This window comes from Aciditerrimonas ferrireducens (assembly GCF_023130475.1).
GTDB lineage: Bacteria > Actinomycetota > Acidimicrobiia > Acidimicrobiales > UBA8190 > Aciditerrimonas > Aciditerrimonas ferrireducens.
The window spans coordinates 26771-41713 of record NZ_JAKHEX010000006.1 but is presented as its reverse complement, the minus strand read 5'-3'; the positions used below and the strand labels follow the sequence as shown (position 1 = coordinate 41713).

The 14943-nt window shown below is 72.4% G+C and carries 14 protein-coding genes; 13 read left to right on the top strand and 1 reads right to left on the bottom strand.

Annotated features, from left to right (window positions below; translation table 11 throughout):
- Positions 1–23: 23 nt before the first annotated feature.
- Positions 24–605 carry a hypothetical protein gene (locus tag Acit_RS05455; protein ID WP_248106697.1) on the top strand — a complete coding sequence of 194 codons (582 nt, stop codon included), beginning with the start codon at positions 24–26 and terminating at the stop codon, positions 603–605.
- Here the strand turns inward: Acit_RS05455 and Acit_RS05450 are convergent.
- Complete coding sequence (locus tag Acit_RS05450; RefSeq protein WP_248106694.1) at positions 560–1900, bottom strand: geranylgeranyl reductase family protein; 1341 nt, start codon at positions 1898–1900, stop codon at positions 560–562. The genes Acit_RS05455 and Acit_RS05450 overlap by 46 nt on opposite strands.
- 86 nt (positions 1901–1986) lie before the next feature.
- Here Acit_RS05450 and Acit_RS05445 point away from each other — a divergent pair, with 86 nt between their 5' ends.
- The 12 genes from Acit_RS05445 to nuoL all read left to right on the top strand — a co-directional run bounded on the left by Acit_RS05445 (position 1987) and on the right by nuoL (position 14940).
- On the top strand, positions 1987–2457 hold the full coding sequence (locus Acit_RS05445; protein WP_248106691.1) for an NADH-quinone oxidoreductase subunit A: 471 nt from the start codon (positions 1987–1989) through the stop codon (positions 2455–2457).
- Between the two features lie 4 nt (positions 2458–2461).
- Positions 2462–3016: an NADH-quinone oxidoreductase subunit B gene (locus tag Acit_RS05440; RefSeq protein WP_248106689.1), complete on the top strand. Its 555-nt coding sequence runs from the start codon at positions 2462–2464 to the stop codon at positions 3014–3016.
- Positions 3013–3582 carry an NADH-quinone oxidoreductase subunit C gene (locus Acit_RS05435; RefSeq protein ID WP_248106676.1) on the top strand — a complete coding sequence of 190 codons (570 nt, stop codon included), beginning with the start codon at positions 3013–3015 and terminating at the stop codon, positions 3580–3582. Before Acit_RS05440 ends, Acit_RS05435 begins: the two co-directional genes overlap by 4 nt.
- Entirely contained in the window at positions 3579–4910 is a 1332-nt protein-coding gene (locus tag Acit_RS05430; RefSeq protein WP_248106663.1) for an NADH-quinone oxidoreductase subunit D, read from the top strand. Before Acit_RS05435 ends, Acit_RS05430 begins: the two co-directional genes overlap by 4 nt.
- Positions 4907–5548, top strand: coding sequence for an NADH-quinone oxidoreductase subunit NuoE family protein (locus tag Acit_RS05425; RefSeq protein ID WP_248106651.1), 642 nt, complete (start codon positions 4907–4909; stop codon positions 5546–5548). Before Acit_RS05430 ends, Acit_RS05425 begins: the two co-directional genes overlap by 4 nt.
- Complete coding sequence (gene nuoF, locus Acit_RS05420) at positions 5545–6849, top strand: NADH-quinone oxidoreductase subunit NuoF (protein ID WP_248106650.1); 1305 nt, start codon at positions 5545–5547, stop codon at positions 6847–6849. The genes Acit_RS05425 and nuoF overlap by 4 nt, the downstream gene beginning before the upstream one ends.
- Positions 6842–9685, top strand: coding sequence for an NADH-quinone oxidoreductase subunit NuoG (nuoG, locus tag Acit_RS05415; RefSeq protein ID WP_248106649.1), 2844 nt, complete (start codon positions 6842–6844; stop codon positions 9683–9685). Before nuoF ends, nuoG begins: the two co-directional genes overlap by 8 nt.
- Positions 9682–10983 (top strand): NADH-quinone oxidoreductase subunit NuoH, encoded by a 1302-nt coding sequence (gene nuoH, locus Acit_RS05410; protein ID WP_248106647.1) that lies wholly within the window; start codon positions 9682–9684, stop codon positions 10981–10983. The genes nuoG and nuoH overlap by 4 nt, the downstream gene beginning before the upstream one ends.
- Positions 10980–11894 (top strand): NADH-quinone oxidoreductase subunit NuoI, encoded by a 915-nt coding sequence (gene nuoI, locus Acit_RS05405; protein WP_248106645.1) that lies wholly within the window; start codon positions 10980–10982, stop codon positions 11892–11894. Before nuoH ends, nuoI begins: the two co-directional genes overlap by 4 nt.
- Positions 11894–12556, top strand: coding sequence for an NADH-quinone oxidoreductase subunit J (locus Acit_RS05400; RefSeq protein WP_248106644.1), 663 nt, complete (start codon positions 11894–11896; stop codon positions 12554–12556). The genes nuoI and Acit_RS05400 overlap by 1 nt, the downstream gene beginning before the upstream one ends.
- On the top strand, positions 12553–12858 hold the full coding sequence (gene nuoK / locus Acit_RS05395; RefSeq protein WP_248106642.1) for an NADH-quinone oxidoreductase subunit NuoK: 306 nt from the start codon (positions 12553–12555) through the stop codon (positions 12856–12858). The genes Acit_RS05400 and nuoK overlap by 4 nt, the downstream gene beginning before the upstream one ends.
- 96 nt (positions 12859–12954) lie before the next feature.
- Positions 12955–14940, top strand: a complete 1986-nt coding sequence (gene nuoL / locus Acit_RS05390) for an NADH-quinone oxidoreductase subunit L (protein WP_248106640.1) — start codon at positions 12955–12957, stop codon at positions 14938–14940.
- The last annotated feature ends 3 nt before the right edge of the window (positions 14941–14943 follow it).

The following is a 14943-nucleotide window of genomic DNA, read 5'->3' as shown; positions in this document are numbered from 1 at the left end:
CGTTGTGGAGTTTGTGTGAATTGTTGTGTTTTGCAGCCGACTGGGCACGCACCAGCCGGGCGTTCGCCGACGGGCCGCTCAAGAGCCAGCCCCACCCCGCCGATGTGTCGGGGGTGGAGGAGGAGCGCTTCGGGCTGGGCCCGACCTTCCAAGGCGCGCTGACCGGCGAAGGCCGGGGTGGGGGCATCCGTCGGCTGACCCTCGGGGACGGCCACGGCCGGCCCGACGCGGTCGCCCAGATGGACGACTTCGGGGTGACCGTCTGCGACCGTCGGGCCGGGCGGGTCCTGGTGGTGCCCTGGCGGGCGGTCGGGGACCTCCGGCGGGAGCGGGTGCTCGACACCCCCGGTGGCAGCGAGGTCGTCTTGGACCTGCCGACCGCTGAGCTGCGGCTCCGGGTCGCCGATGAGGAGGACCCGGGCTGGGTGGAGGACCTGGCCGCCACGCTGCGGGCCCACACCCCCCGGCCCCTTCCTCCCCTTCCCGACCCGCCCCCGGTGGCCTGGGGGGCGAGGAGCGCCGAGCCGGGGGCCGGCGCGGGGCCGCTGCCGGCGCCGCCTCAGCTCCCAGGACCGACGGCGGCGAGGGCCGCGGCCACGGCGTAGGTGGCCTCGCCGGCGCCGAGCCGGTCGGGGCGCAGGAGGTTGGCCATGACCCGCAGCAGGGCGGCCATGAGGGGCCGGCTGTGCATGCCGGTGCGGACGCAGACCTGCATGGCGCGGGGGTGGCTGATGAGGCGGACGAAGTCCCGGGCCACCCGGTAGTAGTGGCCGTAGGCGGCCTGGAGGCGGTCCTCGTAGCTGGCCAGGGCGGCCTCGCCGGCTCCGGCCAGGGCCTCGGCCACGACGGCCGCCGCGAGGCGGCCGGTCTCGTAGCCGTAGGCGATGCCCTCCCCGTTGAAGGGGTTGATGGCGCCCATGGCGTCCCCGGCGAGGAGCACGTTGGGCCCGACCCGGGGGGCGATGGAGAGGCCCATGGGCAGCTTGCCCCCGGTGGCCTGGCCGAGGGCGGCGTCGGGCGAGAGCTGCCACCGGGCCGGGGCCTGGGCCAGGAAGGCGTCGAGGAGCCGGGTGGTGTTCACCCCCCGCCAGCGACCCTCGGCCGAGAGGAGGCCGACGCCGACGTTCACCCGGCCGTCCCCGAGGGGGAAGATCCAGCCGTAGCCGGGGACGACCGCCCCCGAGGCGTCCCGGATGTCGAGGTGGGACTCGATGAAGGGCTCGTCGTGCGCCGGGGAGCGGTAGTAGCCACGGAGGGCGAGGCCGAGGGGCCAGCGGCGCTCTCGTTGGGCGCCGAGGGCCCGGGCGACCCGGGCGTTGGCCCCTTCGGCGAGGACGAGGTAGTCGAACCCGATGGTGGCGGTTTCCCCGGTGGCGGCCCGGCGGACCCGGAGGGCTCGGCACCGGGGCAAGGTCCGGGCCCCGGCCTCCGCGGGCTGCTGCCCGTCGGCGAGGACCGGTTCGAGGGCCTCGGTTCCCTGGAGGACGGTGGCGCCGGCCTGCCTGGCTCGCTCGGCCACGAGGCGGTCGAGGTCGTAGCGGGTCACGACGTAGCCCTCGGAGGGGAAGGTGGGGTGGGAGGGCCAGGGCAGCTCTAGCTCGAGGCCGTAGGCGCAGGCCCGGAGGCCCCGGTAGCGGTGGGCGCCGTCCAGGGCGCCCTCGAGTCCCATGTCGGCGAGCTGGCGGACGGATCGGGGGGTGAGGCCGTCCCCACAGGTCTTGGCCCGGGGGAAGCGCTTGCGTTCGACGACGGTCACCTGCCAGCCGGCTTGGGCCAGCCAGAAGGCGCAGGCCGAGCCGGCGGGGCCGGCCCCGACGACCAGGACCTGGCTGCGGTCAGGGATGGGCGGGTCGGGATCGTCGAGGAGGGGCGAGGCGGCCTGGGGGTCCACGGGGGCCACGGCCTGATGCTAGAGGCTTCGGCCCAGCACCTCGTCGGCGGGGCCCCGTGGCCTGGGAGGACCGAATGTGCCCTGGACGAGAGGGCGTGGTAGAACCGGCTTCGGCCATGAAGACCTACCTGCCGATCTTCATCCTGTTGGTGCTGGGGCTGCTCTTCGCGGTCCTGTCGTTCGTGGCCTCGTCCCTCCTCGGGCCGAGGAAGCGGCCGCACGCCGCGAAGGTCGCCCCCTACGAGTGCGGGATCGTGCCCGACCGGGAGCCGCCCCAGCGCTTCCCGGTGCGCTTCTACCTGGTGGCGATGATCTTCATCATCTTCGACATCGAGATCGTCTTCCTCTACCCCTGGGCGGTCATCTTCCGGCAGCTGGCCACCTTCGGGCTGGTGGAGGTCCTGGTCTTCGCCGTGGTGGTCTTCGGCTCCTTCCTGTACCTGGTGAGCAACGGGGCCCTGGACTGGGGTCCGGCCAAGCGGCTGCGGCCGGCTGCCCCGGAGCGGACGACGGCTTCGACGGTGGGGCGGGTGCCGAGCGGGCGTTCGAGCGACGAGGCGGCCTGAGGCCATGGGGCTCGAGGACCTCAACCGGAACTTCTTCACGGCCCGCCTCGAGGACCTGGTGAAGTGGGCCCGGCGGAACAGCGTGTGGCCCGCGACGTTCGGCCTGGCGTGCTGCGCCATCGAGATGATGGCCGTCGGGACGGCCGACTTCGACGTGAGCCGCTTCGGGATGGAGGTCTTCCGGGCCTCGCCCCGGCAGGCGGACCTGATGGTGGTGGCGGGCCGGGTCTCCCAGAAGATGGCGCCGGTGCTGCGGCAGGTCTACGACCAGATGATGGAGCCCAAGTGGGTGATCTCCATGGGGGTCTGCGCCTCGAGCGGCGGCATGTTCAACAACTACGCGATCGTGCAGGGCGTGGACCAGGTGGTGCCGGTCGACGTCTACGCCCCCGGGTGTCCGCCGAGCCCCGAGACCCTGCTGCACGCCATCTTGACCCTCCACGAGAAGATCCGGACCGGACAGATCACGCGGCGGCGTGCCACGACGCCGCCGGTCGAGCGGACCGCTGGCTGGCTGCGGGAGGAGCCCGAGGCCGTCCGGCTGGGGACGCCGCGATGAGCGGCCCGGAGCCTGAGACCGGCACGCCGCCAGCCACCGGAGCCACTGAGGGTGGGCTGGCCGGGGCCAGCGGCCGAGGCGTGGCAGGAGGCGGAGGGTCGGACGTCCCCCAGCTCGTCGGCCGGGCCGGCGTCCAGATCTTCTTCCCGAGCCGGGAGCGCTACCACGACCTCCTCGCCGAGCTCCAGGTCGAGGGGTTCGAGATGCTGGCCGACCTCTGCGGGGTCGACTACCTGACCCACCCGGGGCGGACGCTGCCGGCGGGGGTCGAGCCGGAGCGGTTCGAGGTGGCGGTGGTCCTGCGGCGCCTGGATCCCCCGGGCATGGTCCGGATCCGGGTCCAGGTGCCCGAGGCGGACCCCGTGCTGGCATCGGCCTGGGACCTGTACCCGGGGGCCGAGGCGATGGAACGGGAGTGCTTCGACATGTTCGGCATCCGCTTCGTCGGGCACCCGGACCTGACCCGGATCCTCATGCCCGAGGACTGGGAAGGCCACCCGCTGCGGAAGGACTACGGGGTGGGCCGGGTGCCGGTGCAGTTCAAGGAGGCACCGGGGCCACGATGACCGACAAGGACTTGGTCAAGGAGACCTCCGAGGGGGGCCAGGAGCTCGGGCCGGCGGCAGCCACGCCGCCGGAGGAGCGCCGGCGGGAGCGGGGGGCGATCCTGCGGGTGCCCGAGAGCCACCCGGCGGTGGACCTGGCCGACCTGCCCGAGGCGGGGGCCGAGGACGAGACGATGATCATCAACATGGGGCCTCAGCACCCCTCGACCCACGGGGTGCTGCGCCTCATGATGGAGCTGGACGGCGAGACGGTGCTGCGGACCAAGCCGGTGATCGGCTACCTGCACACCGGCATGGAGAAGACGGCCGAGGAGCTGACCTACGTCCAGGGGGGGACGAACGTCACCCGCATGGACTACCTCTCGCCGCTGACCAACGAGCTGGTCTACGCCTTGGCCGCTGAGGCGCTGCTCGGGGTGGAGCTGCCGCCGCGTGCGGTGTGGATCCGGATGCTCCTGGCCGAGCTGCAGCGGATCTCCTCGCACCTCATGTGGATGGCCACCAACGGCATGGACCTGGGCTCCACCACGATGATGATCTTCGGCTTCCGTGAGCGGGAGATGGTGCTGGCCTTCTTCGAGAAGACCACCGGGCTGCGGATGAACCACAACTTCATCCGGGTGGGGGGCACGGCGGCCGACCTGCCCGACGGCTGGGAGGACGACGTGACGGTCCTCTGCGACACCATCGAGGCCCGGTTGGACGACTACGACGAGCTGCTGACCGGCCAGCCGATCTTCCGGGAGCGGGTCGAGGGGGTCGGGGCCATCAGCGCGGCCGAGGCCATCGCCTTGTCGGCCACCGGTCCGATCCTGCGCTCGACGGGGGTGCCTTGGGACCTGCGGCGGACGATGCCCTACCTGGCCTACGACCAGGTGGAGTTCGACGTCATCGTCGGCACGTACGGGGACAACTTCGACCGCTACGCCGTGCGGTTGAACGAGATCCGGGAGTCCATCCGGATCGTGCGGCAGGTGGTGGAGAAGATGCCCTCGGGCCCCTACCGGGTCCTGGACCGCAAGGTCACCCCGCCGCCCCGGGCCCGGATCGACGAGTCCATGGAGGCCCTCATCCACCACTTCAAGCTGTTCACCGAGGGCATCCGGGTCCCAGAGGGCGAGGTCTACGTGGCCGTGGAGTCCCCGCGGGGCGAGCTGGGCTGCTACATGGTCTCGGACGGCACCGGCAAGCCCTACCGGATGCACATTCGGGCCCCGTCGTTCGTGAACCTCCAGAGCCTGCCGGTCATGCTGCACGGCGGCCTGATCGCCGACGCCATCGCCTCGATCTCCTCGGTGGACCCGGTCATGGGGGAGGTGGACCGGTGAGCCACCTCTCCCCCGAGATCCGGGCCCGGTGCGAGGAGCTGCTGGCGCTCTACCCCCATCCCCGCTCCGCGCTCATCCCGATCTGCCACGTCGCCCAGGAGCAGGACGGCTGGTTGACGCCGGAGGCGATCGCCGAGGTCGCCGAGCTCGTCGGGGTGACCCCGGCCGAGGTGCTGGGCACGGCGGGTTTCTACGACATGCTGCACACCGAGCCGGTCGGCCGGTACCTGGTGGCGATCTGCACGAACATCGCCTGCCTGCTGCGGGGTGCCGAGGAGCTGCTGGCCCATGCCGAGGAGCGGCTGGGGATCGGCGTGGGCGACACCACCCCCGACGGCCTCTTCACCCTCGAGGACGCCGAGTGCCTGGCCGACTGCGGGCGGGCTCCCTGCCTGCAGGTGAACCACCGGTTCTTCGGCAACCTCGACCCGGCGGCCTTCGACCAGCTGGTCGAGGACCTGCGGGCGGGGCGGCTCGACGGGGAGGTGCCGCCGCACGGGACGCTCATCCGGGTCCGGCGGGCCGGGGGTCTGCGGGTCGACCCGGCCCGGGTGGCGGCGGAACGACGGGCCATGGCCGAACGGGTGGCCGCCGAGGAGGCGGCGAGCGGCCAGGGTGGGAAGGAGGACGGTCGGTGACGGTCACCGAAGCCCCCCGGATCGTGACCTCCCGCATGGGCTACGAGGACAGCCACACCCTGGCCCGGTTCCTGGCCACCGGGGGCTACGAGGGCCTGCGCAAGGCGCTCCAGATGTCCCCGGCCGAGGTGGCCGCCGAGGTCGACGCGGCCAGCCTGCTCGGTCGGGGCGGTGCCGGGTTCCCGGCCGGGCGGAAGTGGTCCATGCTCCGGAAGGGTCCTCTGCCCTACCTGGTGGTGAACGGGGACGAGAGCGAGCCGGCCACCTTCAAGGACCACCTGCTGATCGAGCGGGACCCCCACCAGCTCATCGAGGGGGTGGTCATCGCGGCCTACGCCCTCCAGGTCGCCCAGGCGTTCATCTACATCCGGGGCGAGTTCGCCCTGGGCCTCGAGCGGGTCCAGGAGGCCCTGAACGAGGCCTACGAGCACGGGGCCGTCGGGGAGGACATCTTCGGCTCGGGCTTCAGTCTCGACATCGTGGTCCATCCCGGGGCTGGGGCCTACATCTGCGGGGAGGAGACGGCCCTGCTCGAGAGCCTGGAGGGCAAGCGGGGTTTTCCCCGGATCAAGCCGCCCTACTTCCCGGCGGCCATCGGCCTCTACGGGCAGCCGACGGTGGTGAACAACGTCGAGACCGTGTCGAACCTGCCCTGGATCATCCGCCAGGGTGCTGCTGCCTTCACCGCCCTCGGCGGGGGCCGCTCGGCGGGGACGCGGCTGTTCGCCTTGGCCGGTCACGTCCGGCGGCCGGGGGTCTACGAGCTGGAGATGGTGAAGACCACCTTCCGAGACCTGATCTACGACCCGTCCCTGGGCGGCGGGATTCCCGAGGACCGGGCCTTGAAGGCCTTCATCCCCGGAGGGGTCTCGGCCCCCTGGCTCGGGCCCGAGCACCTCGACACCCCCCTCGGGCAGGACGAGGTGGCCGCCCTCGACACGATGCTGGGTTCGGGGTCGGTGGTGGTCATGGACGAGACCACCTGCGCGGTGCGGGCCGCCTGGCGGATCACGAAGTTCTTCCACCGGGAGTCCTGTGGGCAGTGCACGCCCTGCCGGGAGGGCGGCGGCTGGCTGGAGAAGGTCCTGCGGCGGATCGAGGACGGGGCTGGTCGGGAGGAGGACCTGGACCTGCTGATGGACGTCTGCGACAACATCGCTCCGGGGGTGAGCTGGCCGCCGGCCCAGACGACCATCTGCGTGCTGGGGCCCTCCATCCCCTCGTCGATCGCTTCGGGCATCCGCATGTTCCGCGACGAGTTCCTGCAGCACCTGAAGGAGGGCGGCTGTCCCCATGGCTGACCCGGTCGTCACCTCCCACCACGGCATCGCCCCGGCGGCCGAGCCCGGCCAGACGGTCACCTTCACCCTGGACGGCCGGGAGGTCCAGGCCGAGGCCGGGGAGTTCCTGATCGCCGCGGCCGAGCGGGCCGGGACGTTCATCCCGCGCTTCTGCTACCACCCCCGGATGAAGCCGGTGGGCATGTGCCGGATGTGCTTGGTCGAGGTCAGCGGGCCGCGAGGTCCGAGCCTCCAGCCGGCCTGCTTCGTGCCGGTCGCCGAGGGCATGGAGGTGGTGACCACGTCGGACCGGGTCAAGAAGGCCCAGGACGGGGTGCTGGAGTTCCTGCTGGTGAACCATCCCCTGGACTGCCCGGTCTGCGACAAGGGCGGGGAGTGCCCCCTGCAGGACCAGGCCCTCTCCTACGGCCCGGGGGAGAGCCGGTTCGTGGAGGAGAAGCGGCACTGGGCGAAGCCCACGCCCATCTCGGCGCTGGTCCTGTTGGACCGGGAGCGCTGCATCCAGTGCGGCCGCTGCGTCCGTTTCGCCGCCGAGGTTGCCGGGGAGGCCGAGATCGACTTCCTCGGGCGGGGCGACCGGGTGGAGGTGGCCATCTTCGAGCGCCAACCCTTCGACTCGGTCTTCAGCGGCAACACCGTCCAGATTTGCCCCGTGGGTGCTCTGACCGCCACCCCCTATCGGTTCGTGGCCCGGCCCTGGGACGTGGAGCAGGTCGAGTCCACCTGCACGACCTGCGCCCTGGGCTGCCGGGTGGCCGTGCAGTCCTCGGCCGACCGCCTGACCCGGCTGCTCGGGGTGGACAGCGAGCCGCTGAACCAGAGCTGGCTCTGCGACAAGGGCCGTTTCGCCTCGTTGGCGGTGAACGCCGAGCAGCGGCTTCGGGAACCTCTCGTGCGCCGGGGCGACGAGCTGGTCCCGGTCGGCTGGGCCGAGGCCCTCGACGAGGCGGCTCGACGCCTGCGGGAGCTCCGGGACCGCCGGGGCCCCGAGGCCATCGGGGTCCTGGGCGGGGCCCGGCTGGCGAACGAGGACGCCTACGTCTGGGCCCGGCTGGCGAAGGCGGTCCTCGGCACGGACTCGGTGGACTGCCAGCTGGCCGATGGCCTGCCGCCCGAGCTGGTGCTGGGCCTGCCTCGAGCGACGGTGGCCGAGGCGTGCGACGCCCCGGTGGTCCTGGTCCTCGCGGGGGACCTCCGTCAGGAGCTCCCGGTGCTCCATCTGCGGCTCCGCCAGGCGGTCGACGAGGGCCGGACCCGGCTGGTCCAAGTGGCTCCCTACGCCACGCCGCTCGGGCGGCTCGGGACGAACCTCGTGCACCGCCCCGGGGAGGCCCCCGCGGTGGTGGCCGCCCTGCTCGGCGAGGGGCCGGTCCCCGAGGGGGTCGACCCCGACGCGCTGGCCCAGGCCCGAGAGCAGCTGGCCGGCGCCGGGGAGGCCGGGGAGGGGGTGGTGGTGGTGCTCGGCCGGCCGTCGCTGGCCGAGGGCCCGGAGGCCACGGCGGCTGCCGCCCTGGCCCTGGCCCGTCGCTGGCCGGAGGCCCGGTTCCTCCCGGCGCTCCGACGGGGCAACGTGCACGGGGCCCTCGACATGGGCCTGGCCCCGGGTCTCCTGCCGGGCCGGGTCACGCTGGAGGCCGGCCGGGGCTGGTTCGAGGCCGCCTGGGGTGGTCTGCCGGCCCGGCCCGGTCGGGACGCCGCCGGCATGCTCCGGGCCCTGGCCGAGGGCGAGATGGCCGGGCTGGTCCTGCTCGGTGCCGACCCGCTCGGCGACCTGCCGGACCGGCAGCTGGCCGAGGCGGCGCTCGGTCGGGCCGAGCTGCTGATCGCCCTCGACGGGGTCCTCACCCCCTCGGCGGCCCGGGCCCAGGTGGTCCTGCCGGTCGCAGTCCACCACGAGCGGGCCGGCACCGTCACGAACCTGGAGGGCCGGGTGAGCCGGGTGGCCCCGAAGGTCACCCCGCCCGGGCAGAGCTGGCCCGACTGGATGGTGGCCGTGGCCCTGGCCGAGCGGCTCGGGTCCCCGTTGCCCTACCAGAACCTGAGCGAGATCTGGGAGGAGGTGGAGCGCCTGGCCCCCGCCTACCGGGGCCTCGGCGGCGCGGTCCTGGCCCGGCCGGAGCTGGCCGACGGCGTGGTGGTGCCCCTGCGCGCCGTCCCGCTCGAGCTGCCCACTCGGCGGCCGGCTCGGCTCGACCCAATGGCCACCCCGGGCATCCTGCAGGTCGAGCAGCAGGGGGCTCCCTTGGTGGCCGGTCGGGCGGTGCCCCTCGGCGGGGGCGAGCTGCCGAGCCTGGGCGGTCGGGCTGCTCCGGCTGCCCTCGGGGCGAGGGAGGCCGGGGCGCTCGGGGAGGGGACACTCTCCGAGCCCGCGAGCGGGGACGGCGAACCCCCTGCGACCCACCGAGCCGGCGCCGACCAGGGGACCGCCCAGCCCGGCGTGCCGCTCCCCGCGATCAAGGCCCCGGCCCTCCCGGCTCCGTCCCCCGGCCGTTTCCGGTTGGCCGCGAGCCGGGCCCTCTACGACGAGGGGGTGGCCGTCGACCTCGTGCCGGAGCTGGCCGCCCTGGTGCGTCCGGCGGCGGCCCGGCTCCACCCCGAGGACCTGGCCGTTCTCGGGGCCACCCGGGTCCGGGTGCGGAGCGGGAACGGCTCGGTGGTCCTCGGCACCGAGGCCGACCCAGGGGTGGCCCGGGGCACCGTGCTCGTGGCGGCCAACGTCCCCGCCGACGGGCAGGGCGGTCGGGTCGCCGACCTGGTGGACCTGCGGTCCCCGGTCACCGAGGTGACCCTGGAGGCGGTCGCCGGCGAAGACTCCTCGAGGGAGGACCGGTCGTGAACTACGAGTCCTTGCTGTTCCTGCGGGGCGTCCACTGGCAGGAGGTCGTCATCGCCATCGTGCGGGTCGTCGTGGCCTTCGCCGGGCTCATGGTGGCCGTGATGATGATGATCTGGCTGGAGCGCAAGGTCATCTCGGACATGCAGGCCCGGATCGGGCCGAACCGGGCTGGGCCCTACGGCCTGCTCCAGACGCTGGCCGACGGCGTGAAGCTGTTCTTCAAGGAGGACCTGGTCCCCGAGCGGGCCGACCGCTTCGTCTTCAAGCTGGCCCCCTACCTCTCGATCCTGCCGGCCTTCATCGCCTTCGCCATCGTGCCCGTCGGGGCGACCATGTCGGTGGCCGGTTACCGCTTCCACCTGCAGGTGGCCAACCCGCCGATCGGCATCCTGTTGCTCCTTGCCATGTCCTCCATCTCGGTCTACGGGGTCATGCTGGCCGGCTGGTCCTCGGGGTCGAAGTACCCGCTGCTGGGCTCGGTCCGGGCCTCGGCCCAGATGATCTCGTACGAGGCCGCCATGGGCATGTCGGTGATCATGGTGGTCCTCATGGCCGGGACCCTCTCCACTCGGGGGATCGTGGACGCCCAGGCCGGCACGTTCTTCGCCAGCTGGGGCCTCATCCGAACCGGCATCGTGCCGTTCTTCATCTTCCTGGCGGCGGTGACCGCCGAGACCAACCGCCCGCCCTTCGACTTCGTGGAGGCCGACTCGGAGCTGGTGGGCGGGTTCAACACCGAGTACTCCTCGATCCGCTTCGCCCTCTTCTACCTGGCCGAGTTCATGAACACCATCACCATGTCGGCGGTGATCGTGACCCTGTTCCTCGGCGGGCCCGACGGTCCGAGCCCCCACATCATGGTGCTGAACCAGCTCGTCCCGGTGCTCTGGTTCCTCGGCAAGACCTTCATCTTCCTCTTCGCCTACATCTGGTTCCGGGCGGCCCTGCCCCGGCTGCGCTACGACCAGCTCATGAACCTGGGCTGGAAGGTCCTCATCCCCTTGTCCTTGGTCTGGCTGCTCATCGTGGCCGGCGGGCTGGTCTCGGCCTGGTGGGTGGTCGGCCTGGGCGGCGCCATGCTGGTGGGCGGTGGCCTGCTCTACCGGGCCGTGTGGGTGGGCCGCCAGCGCCAGGCGGCCGGCGACTTCGGCCCTGAAGCGGCCCGGGCCCTGCGGCCCCGGGCGCCCCTGGCCGGCCGGTGGTCGACCGGCGCGGTCGAGGCGGGGGAGGGCACCATCCTCTCCTTGTCCCCCGGGGCGGGCGCTCTGGGGCCCGGTGAGGGGGGTGGGGCCCGATGAGCCCGACTCGCCGACGCCTGCCCCGCATCCCCGTCGGTCCCCTCGGGGGGTTCAAGGTCACCTTGAAGCAGATGCTCCTGCCCCGGGTGACCGTGGAGTACCCCAAGGAGAAGCGGCCCAAGCCGCCGCGGGCCCACGGTCGGCACGTCCTCAACCGCTACGAGGACGGCATGGAGAAGTGCATCGGCTGCGAGCTCTGCGCCGGGGTGTGCCCGGCGGACTGCATCTACGTGCGGGGCAAGGACAACGATCCCGAGCACCCGACCTCGCCCGGCGAGCGCTACGGCTACGTCTACGAGATCAACTACCTGCGCTGCATCCACTGCGACCTCTGCGTCGAGGCGTGCCCCACCGAGGCTATCACCGAGTCGAAGCTCTTCGAGTTCTCCTTCACGAACCGGACCGACGCCATCTACACGAAGCGAGAGCTCGTGGTCGACGACGAGGGCAAGCCCCGGCGCCAGCCCTGGGAGGACTGGCGGGAGGGTGACGACCTCTACACCTCGGCCTGGATGCGGGCCACCTCCCCGGCCGGGGACCCGGCGTACGAGGGCGTGGTCGGCTGGTCGGGCGAGCTGGGCTACGGGGTCCGGGCCCCCGAGGGCGGGCAGTCGGGCCGTCGGGACGACGCCCGGACCGGGAACCGCTCCTTGCGGGAGATGCTGGCCTTGCACCTGGACGACTGGGAGCGACCCCCGGAGCAGCGGGGCCTGCGGGGTGCCCTCCAGCGGGCGCGGACCCGGGCCGAGCGGAAGCTGCCGGGGCATCGCCCGCCAGGCGGTGCTTTCCCGGTGCCGCCCCCGGTGCCGCCCGGGCTGCCCGAGGACCAGCTGGACGAGCCCGACGAGGTCGCAGCGGCGCCGGCTGTCGCCCCGCAGGCCGCTGGCCCGATGGAAGGAGGCGAGGGCTGATGGGCGCGCTCCTCGGGGTGACCCGCGTGGACTTCGCCGTCTTCTGGGTCTGCGCCGTGATCGTCGTGGCCGGCGGGGTCGGGGTGGTGCTCTCCCGCCAGCCGGTCTACGCCGCGCTGTCCCTGGTGCTCACCATGTTCGGCATCGCCGTGCTCTTCGTGGCCCAGGACGCCAACTTCTTGGCGGCGGTGCAGGTGATCGTCTACGCGGGGGCCATCGTCGTCCTGTTCCTCTTCGTCATCATGTTCCTGGGCGTGGACCGCCGGGAGGACCTGCGGGTCGAACCGCTGCGCAGCCAGCGCGTGCTGGCCCCGGTCCTGGTGGCGATGGCCCTGGCCGTGGTCCTGCTCCTCGGGGCCACCGCCCACTGGGCGGTCGGAGCTCCCGAGGTGGTCGGTCCGGCCCGGGGCCAGCCCGGTGGAGACGTGGCCGCCTTGGGCCGAGCGGTGTTCACCGACTACCTCTGGCCGTTCGAGATCACCGCTGGCCTGCTCATCATCGCCGTGGTCGGCGCCGTCGTCCTGGCTCGTCGGCCACCCCGGCCGGAGCCCGACGACACCCCGGAGCAGCCCGAAGAGTTGACGCAGCCCGCCGGCATCCTGCCCCCGAGCCCTGAGTCCAGGGAGGAGTCCGAGCCGAGCGAGGAGGAGGTGGTGTCGTGAGCGTGCCGGGCAGCTGGTACCTGGCGCTCTCCGCCGTGCTCTTCGCCATGGGGGCCCTCGGGGTCCTGGTGCGGCGGAACGTCCTGATCATGTTCATGTGCGTGGAGCTCATGCTCAACGCCGCCAACCTGGCCTTCGTGACCTTCGCCCGCATGCTCGACGACATCGGTGGGGAGGTCCTGGTCTTCTTCGTCCTGGTGGTGGCGGCCGCAGAGGTCGTGGTCGGCCTGGGCATCGTGGTCGCCATCTACCGCCGGCGACGCAGTGTGGTCGCCGACGACCTGCGGGCCATGCGGGGGTGAGGCGCCCCCGTCGGGCCCCGTGGCCCACCACCCGAGCGAACCCCTCGAACGACGGCTGATGACGACGAACCCCAACGGACCGAGGAACGAGCCCCGATGACCCACCTCGCCTACCTGCTGCCGCTTTTGCCCCTGGCCGGAGGCACTGTGCTGGCGCTCCTGGGCCGCCGGTTGGGCGAGCCTTTGGCCGGATGGCTGGGCACGGGGACCGTGCTCGGCTCCTTCGTGGTGGCCTGCATCGAGTACGCCGCCCTGCTCGGCCGCCACGGACCGGGCGGGAGGACGGTGGTGCAGGTCCTGTGGTCCTGGATCCCGGTGGCCGGCTTCCAGGTGCACGTGGGCTTCCTGGTGGACCCCTTGTCCATGACCATGGTGCTGTTCGTCACCGGCATCAGTGCCCTCATCCACCTCTACTCGATCGGCTACATGCACGGGGACGAGGACTTCTCGAAGTTCTTCGTCTACCTGAACCTCTTCGTGGCCGCCATGCTGATCCTGGTCCTCGGGGACAACCTCCTCCTGACCTTCGTCGGCTGGGAGGGGGTGGGGGCCTGCTCCTACTGGCTCATCTCGTTCTGGTTCGACCGGGACGCGGCCGCCTCGGCCGGCAAGAAGGCCTTCATCTACAACCGGGTCGGGGACGTGGGCTTCTTGCTGGCCATGTTCCTGGTCTTCGAGAAGACCGGCAGCCTGGACTACCGGACGATCTTCGCCCACCTGTCGAACTTCGGACCGGCGGCCACCACCGCCGTGGTCCTCCTGCTGTTCCTCGCCGCGGTCGGCAAGTCCGCCCAGCTGCCCCTGTTCCCCTGGCTGGCCGACGCCATGGAGGGCCCGACCCCGGTCTCGGCCCTGATCCACGCCGCCACCATGGTCACCTCGGGCGTCTACCTCATGTGCCGCATGAACCCGTTCCTGGCCCGGGCCCACGACGCCAGCCTGGTGATCGCCTCCATCGGCGTGGCCACGGCCTTCATCGCCGGGACCATCGGGGCCACCCAGCAGGACATCAAGAAGGTCCTGGCCTACTCCACGGTCTCCCAGCTCGGCTACATGTTCCTGGCAGTCGGGGTCCACGCCTACATCGCCGCCATCTTCTTGATGGTGGCCCACGCCTTCTACAAGGGACTGCTGTTCCTCGGGGCCGGCTCGGTCATCCACGCCATGGGCGACGAGCAGGACCTCAAGCGCATGGGGAACCTGCGGCGCTACCTGAAGCTGACCACCGTGACCTTCGGGGTGGCCTGGCTGGCCATCTCGGGCATCCCCCCGCTCTCGGGCTTCTGGGCAAAGGGGGACGTCTTGGACAACGCCTTCGCGTTCAACAAGGGCCTCTGGGCGGTGGGCCTCGCGGCCGCCGTGGTCACCGCCTACTACCTGAGCCGGCTCATGGCCCTGGCGTTCTTCGGAGAGGAGCGCTGGCGCAAGGTGTTCCCGACCGCCCAGGCGGTGGCTGCCGAGCGTGCCGGCCAAGCGGACCCGGAGGTGGCGAACCTGCTGCACGACGGGCCGGCCCCGGCCCACCACGGCGAGGGGCCCCACGGGGATCCCCACGAAGGCCCCTGGGTGATGGCCCTGCCCCTCGTGGTGCTCGCCGTCCTGGCCTTCTTCGGCGGGGCCCTGAACCTGCCCTGGCACCCCTCGTGGGATCCCCTCGGCTGGCTCTCCCCGGTCTTCGGGTCGCGGCTCTACGCCGCCCACCTGAGCGGCACCACGAAGTGGGCCCTCGGAGTGGTCGACAGCGCAGCCGCCCTGGTCGGCCTCGGTGTCGCCTTCCCGCTGTGGACTCGCCAGTGGCACCGGCCGCAGCTGGAGCCGACCTTCCTCCAGCGGGGCTGGTACATCGACGCGGCCATCGACACCCTGGCCAGCCACGGCGGGCAGCAGGTGGCAGCGGTGGCCGGCGGCCCGGTGGAGCAGGGGGTGATTGACGGGGCGGTCATGGGGGCCGGCCGGCTCGCTGCCTTGGTCGGCGGGGTGGTCCGACGGGTCCAGACCGGCTACGTCCGGCAGTACGCCGTGGGCATCGTGCTCGGCGCGGTGGCCCTGCTGGCGTGGATGGCCGCGCAGGCCTGGAGGTGAGCG

Excerpts from the sequence above, each read along its gene's own strand:
- Acit_RS05440 (WP_248106689.1), top strand. The coding sequence starts at position 2,462 with ATGGGGCTCGAGGACCTCAACCGGAACTTCTTCACGGCCCGCCTCGAG.
- Acit_RS05435 (WP_248106676.1), top strand. The coding sequence starts at position 3,013 with ATGAGCGGCCCGGAGCCTGAGACCGGCACGCCGCCAGCCACCGGAGCC.
- Acit_RS05430 (WP_248106663.1), top strand. The coding sequence starts at position 3,579 with ATGACCGACAAGGACTTGGTCAAGGAGACCTCCGAGGGGGGCCAGGAG.
- nuoG (WP_248106649.1), top strand. The coding sequence starts at position 6,842 with ATGGCTGACCCGGTCGTCACCTCCCACCACGGCATCGCCCCGGCGGCC.
- nuoI (WP_248106645.1), top strand. The coding sequence starts at position 10,980 with ATGAGCCCGACTCGCCGACGCCTGCCCCGCATCCCCGTCGGTCCCCTC.
- Acit_RS05400 (WP_248106644.1), top strand. The coding sequence starts at position 11,894 with ATGGGCGCGCTCCTCGGGGTGACCCGCGTGGACTTCGCCGTCTTCTGG.
- nuoL (WP_248106640.1), top strand. The coding sequence starts at position 12,955 with ATGACCCACCTCGCCTACCTGCTGCCGCTTTTGCCCCTGGCCGGAGGC.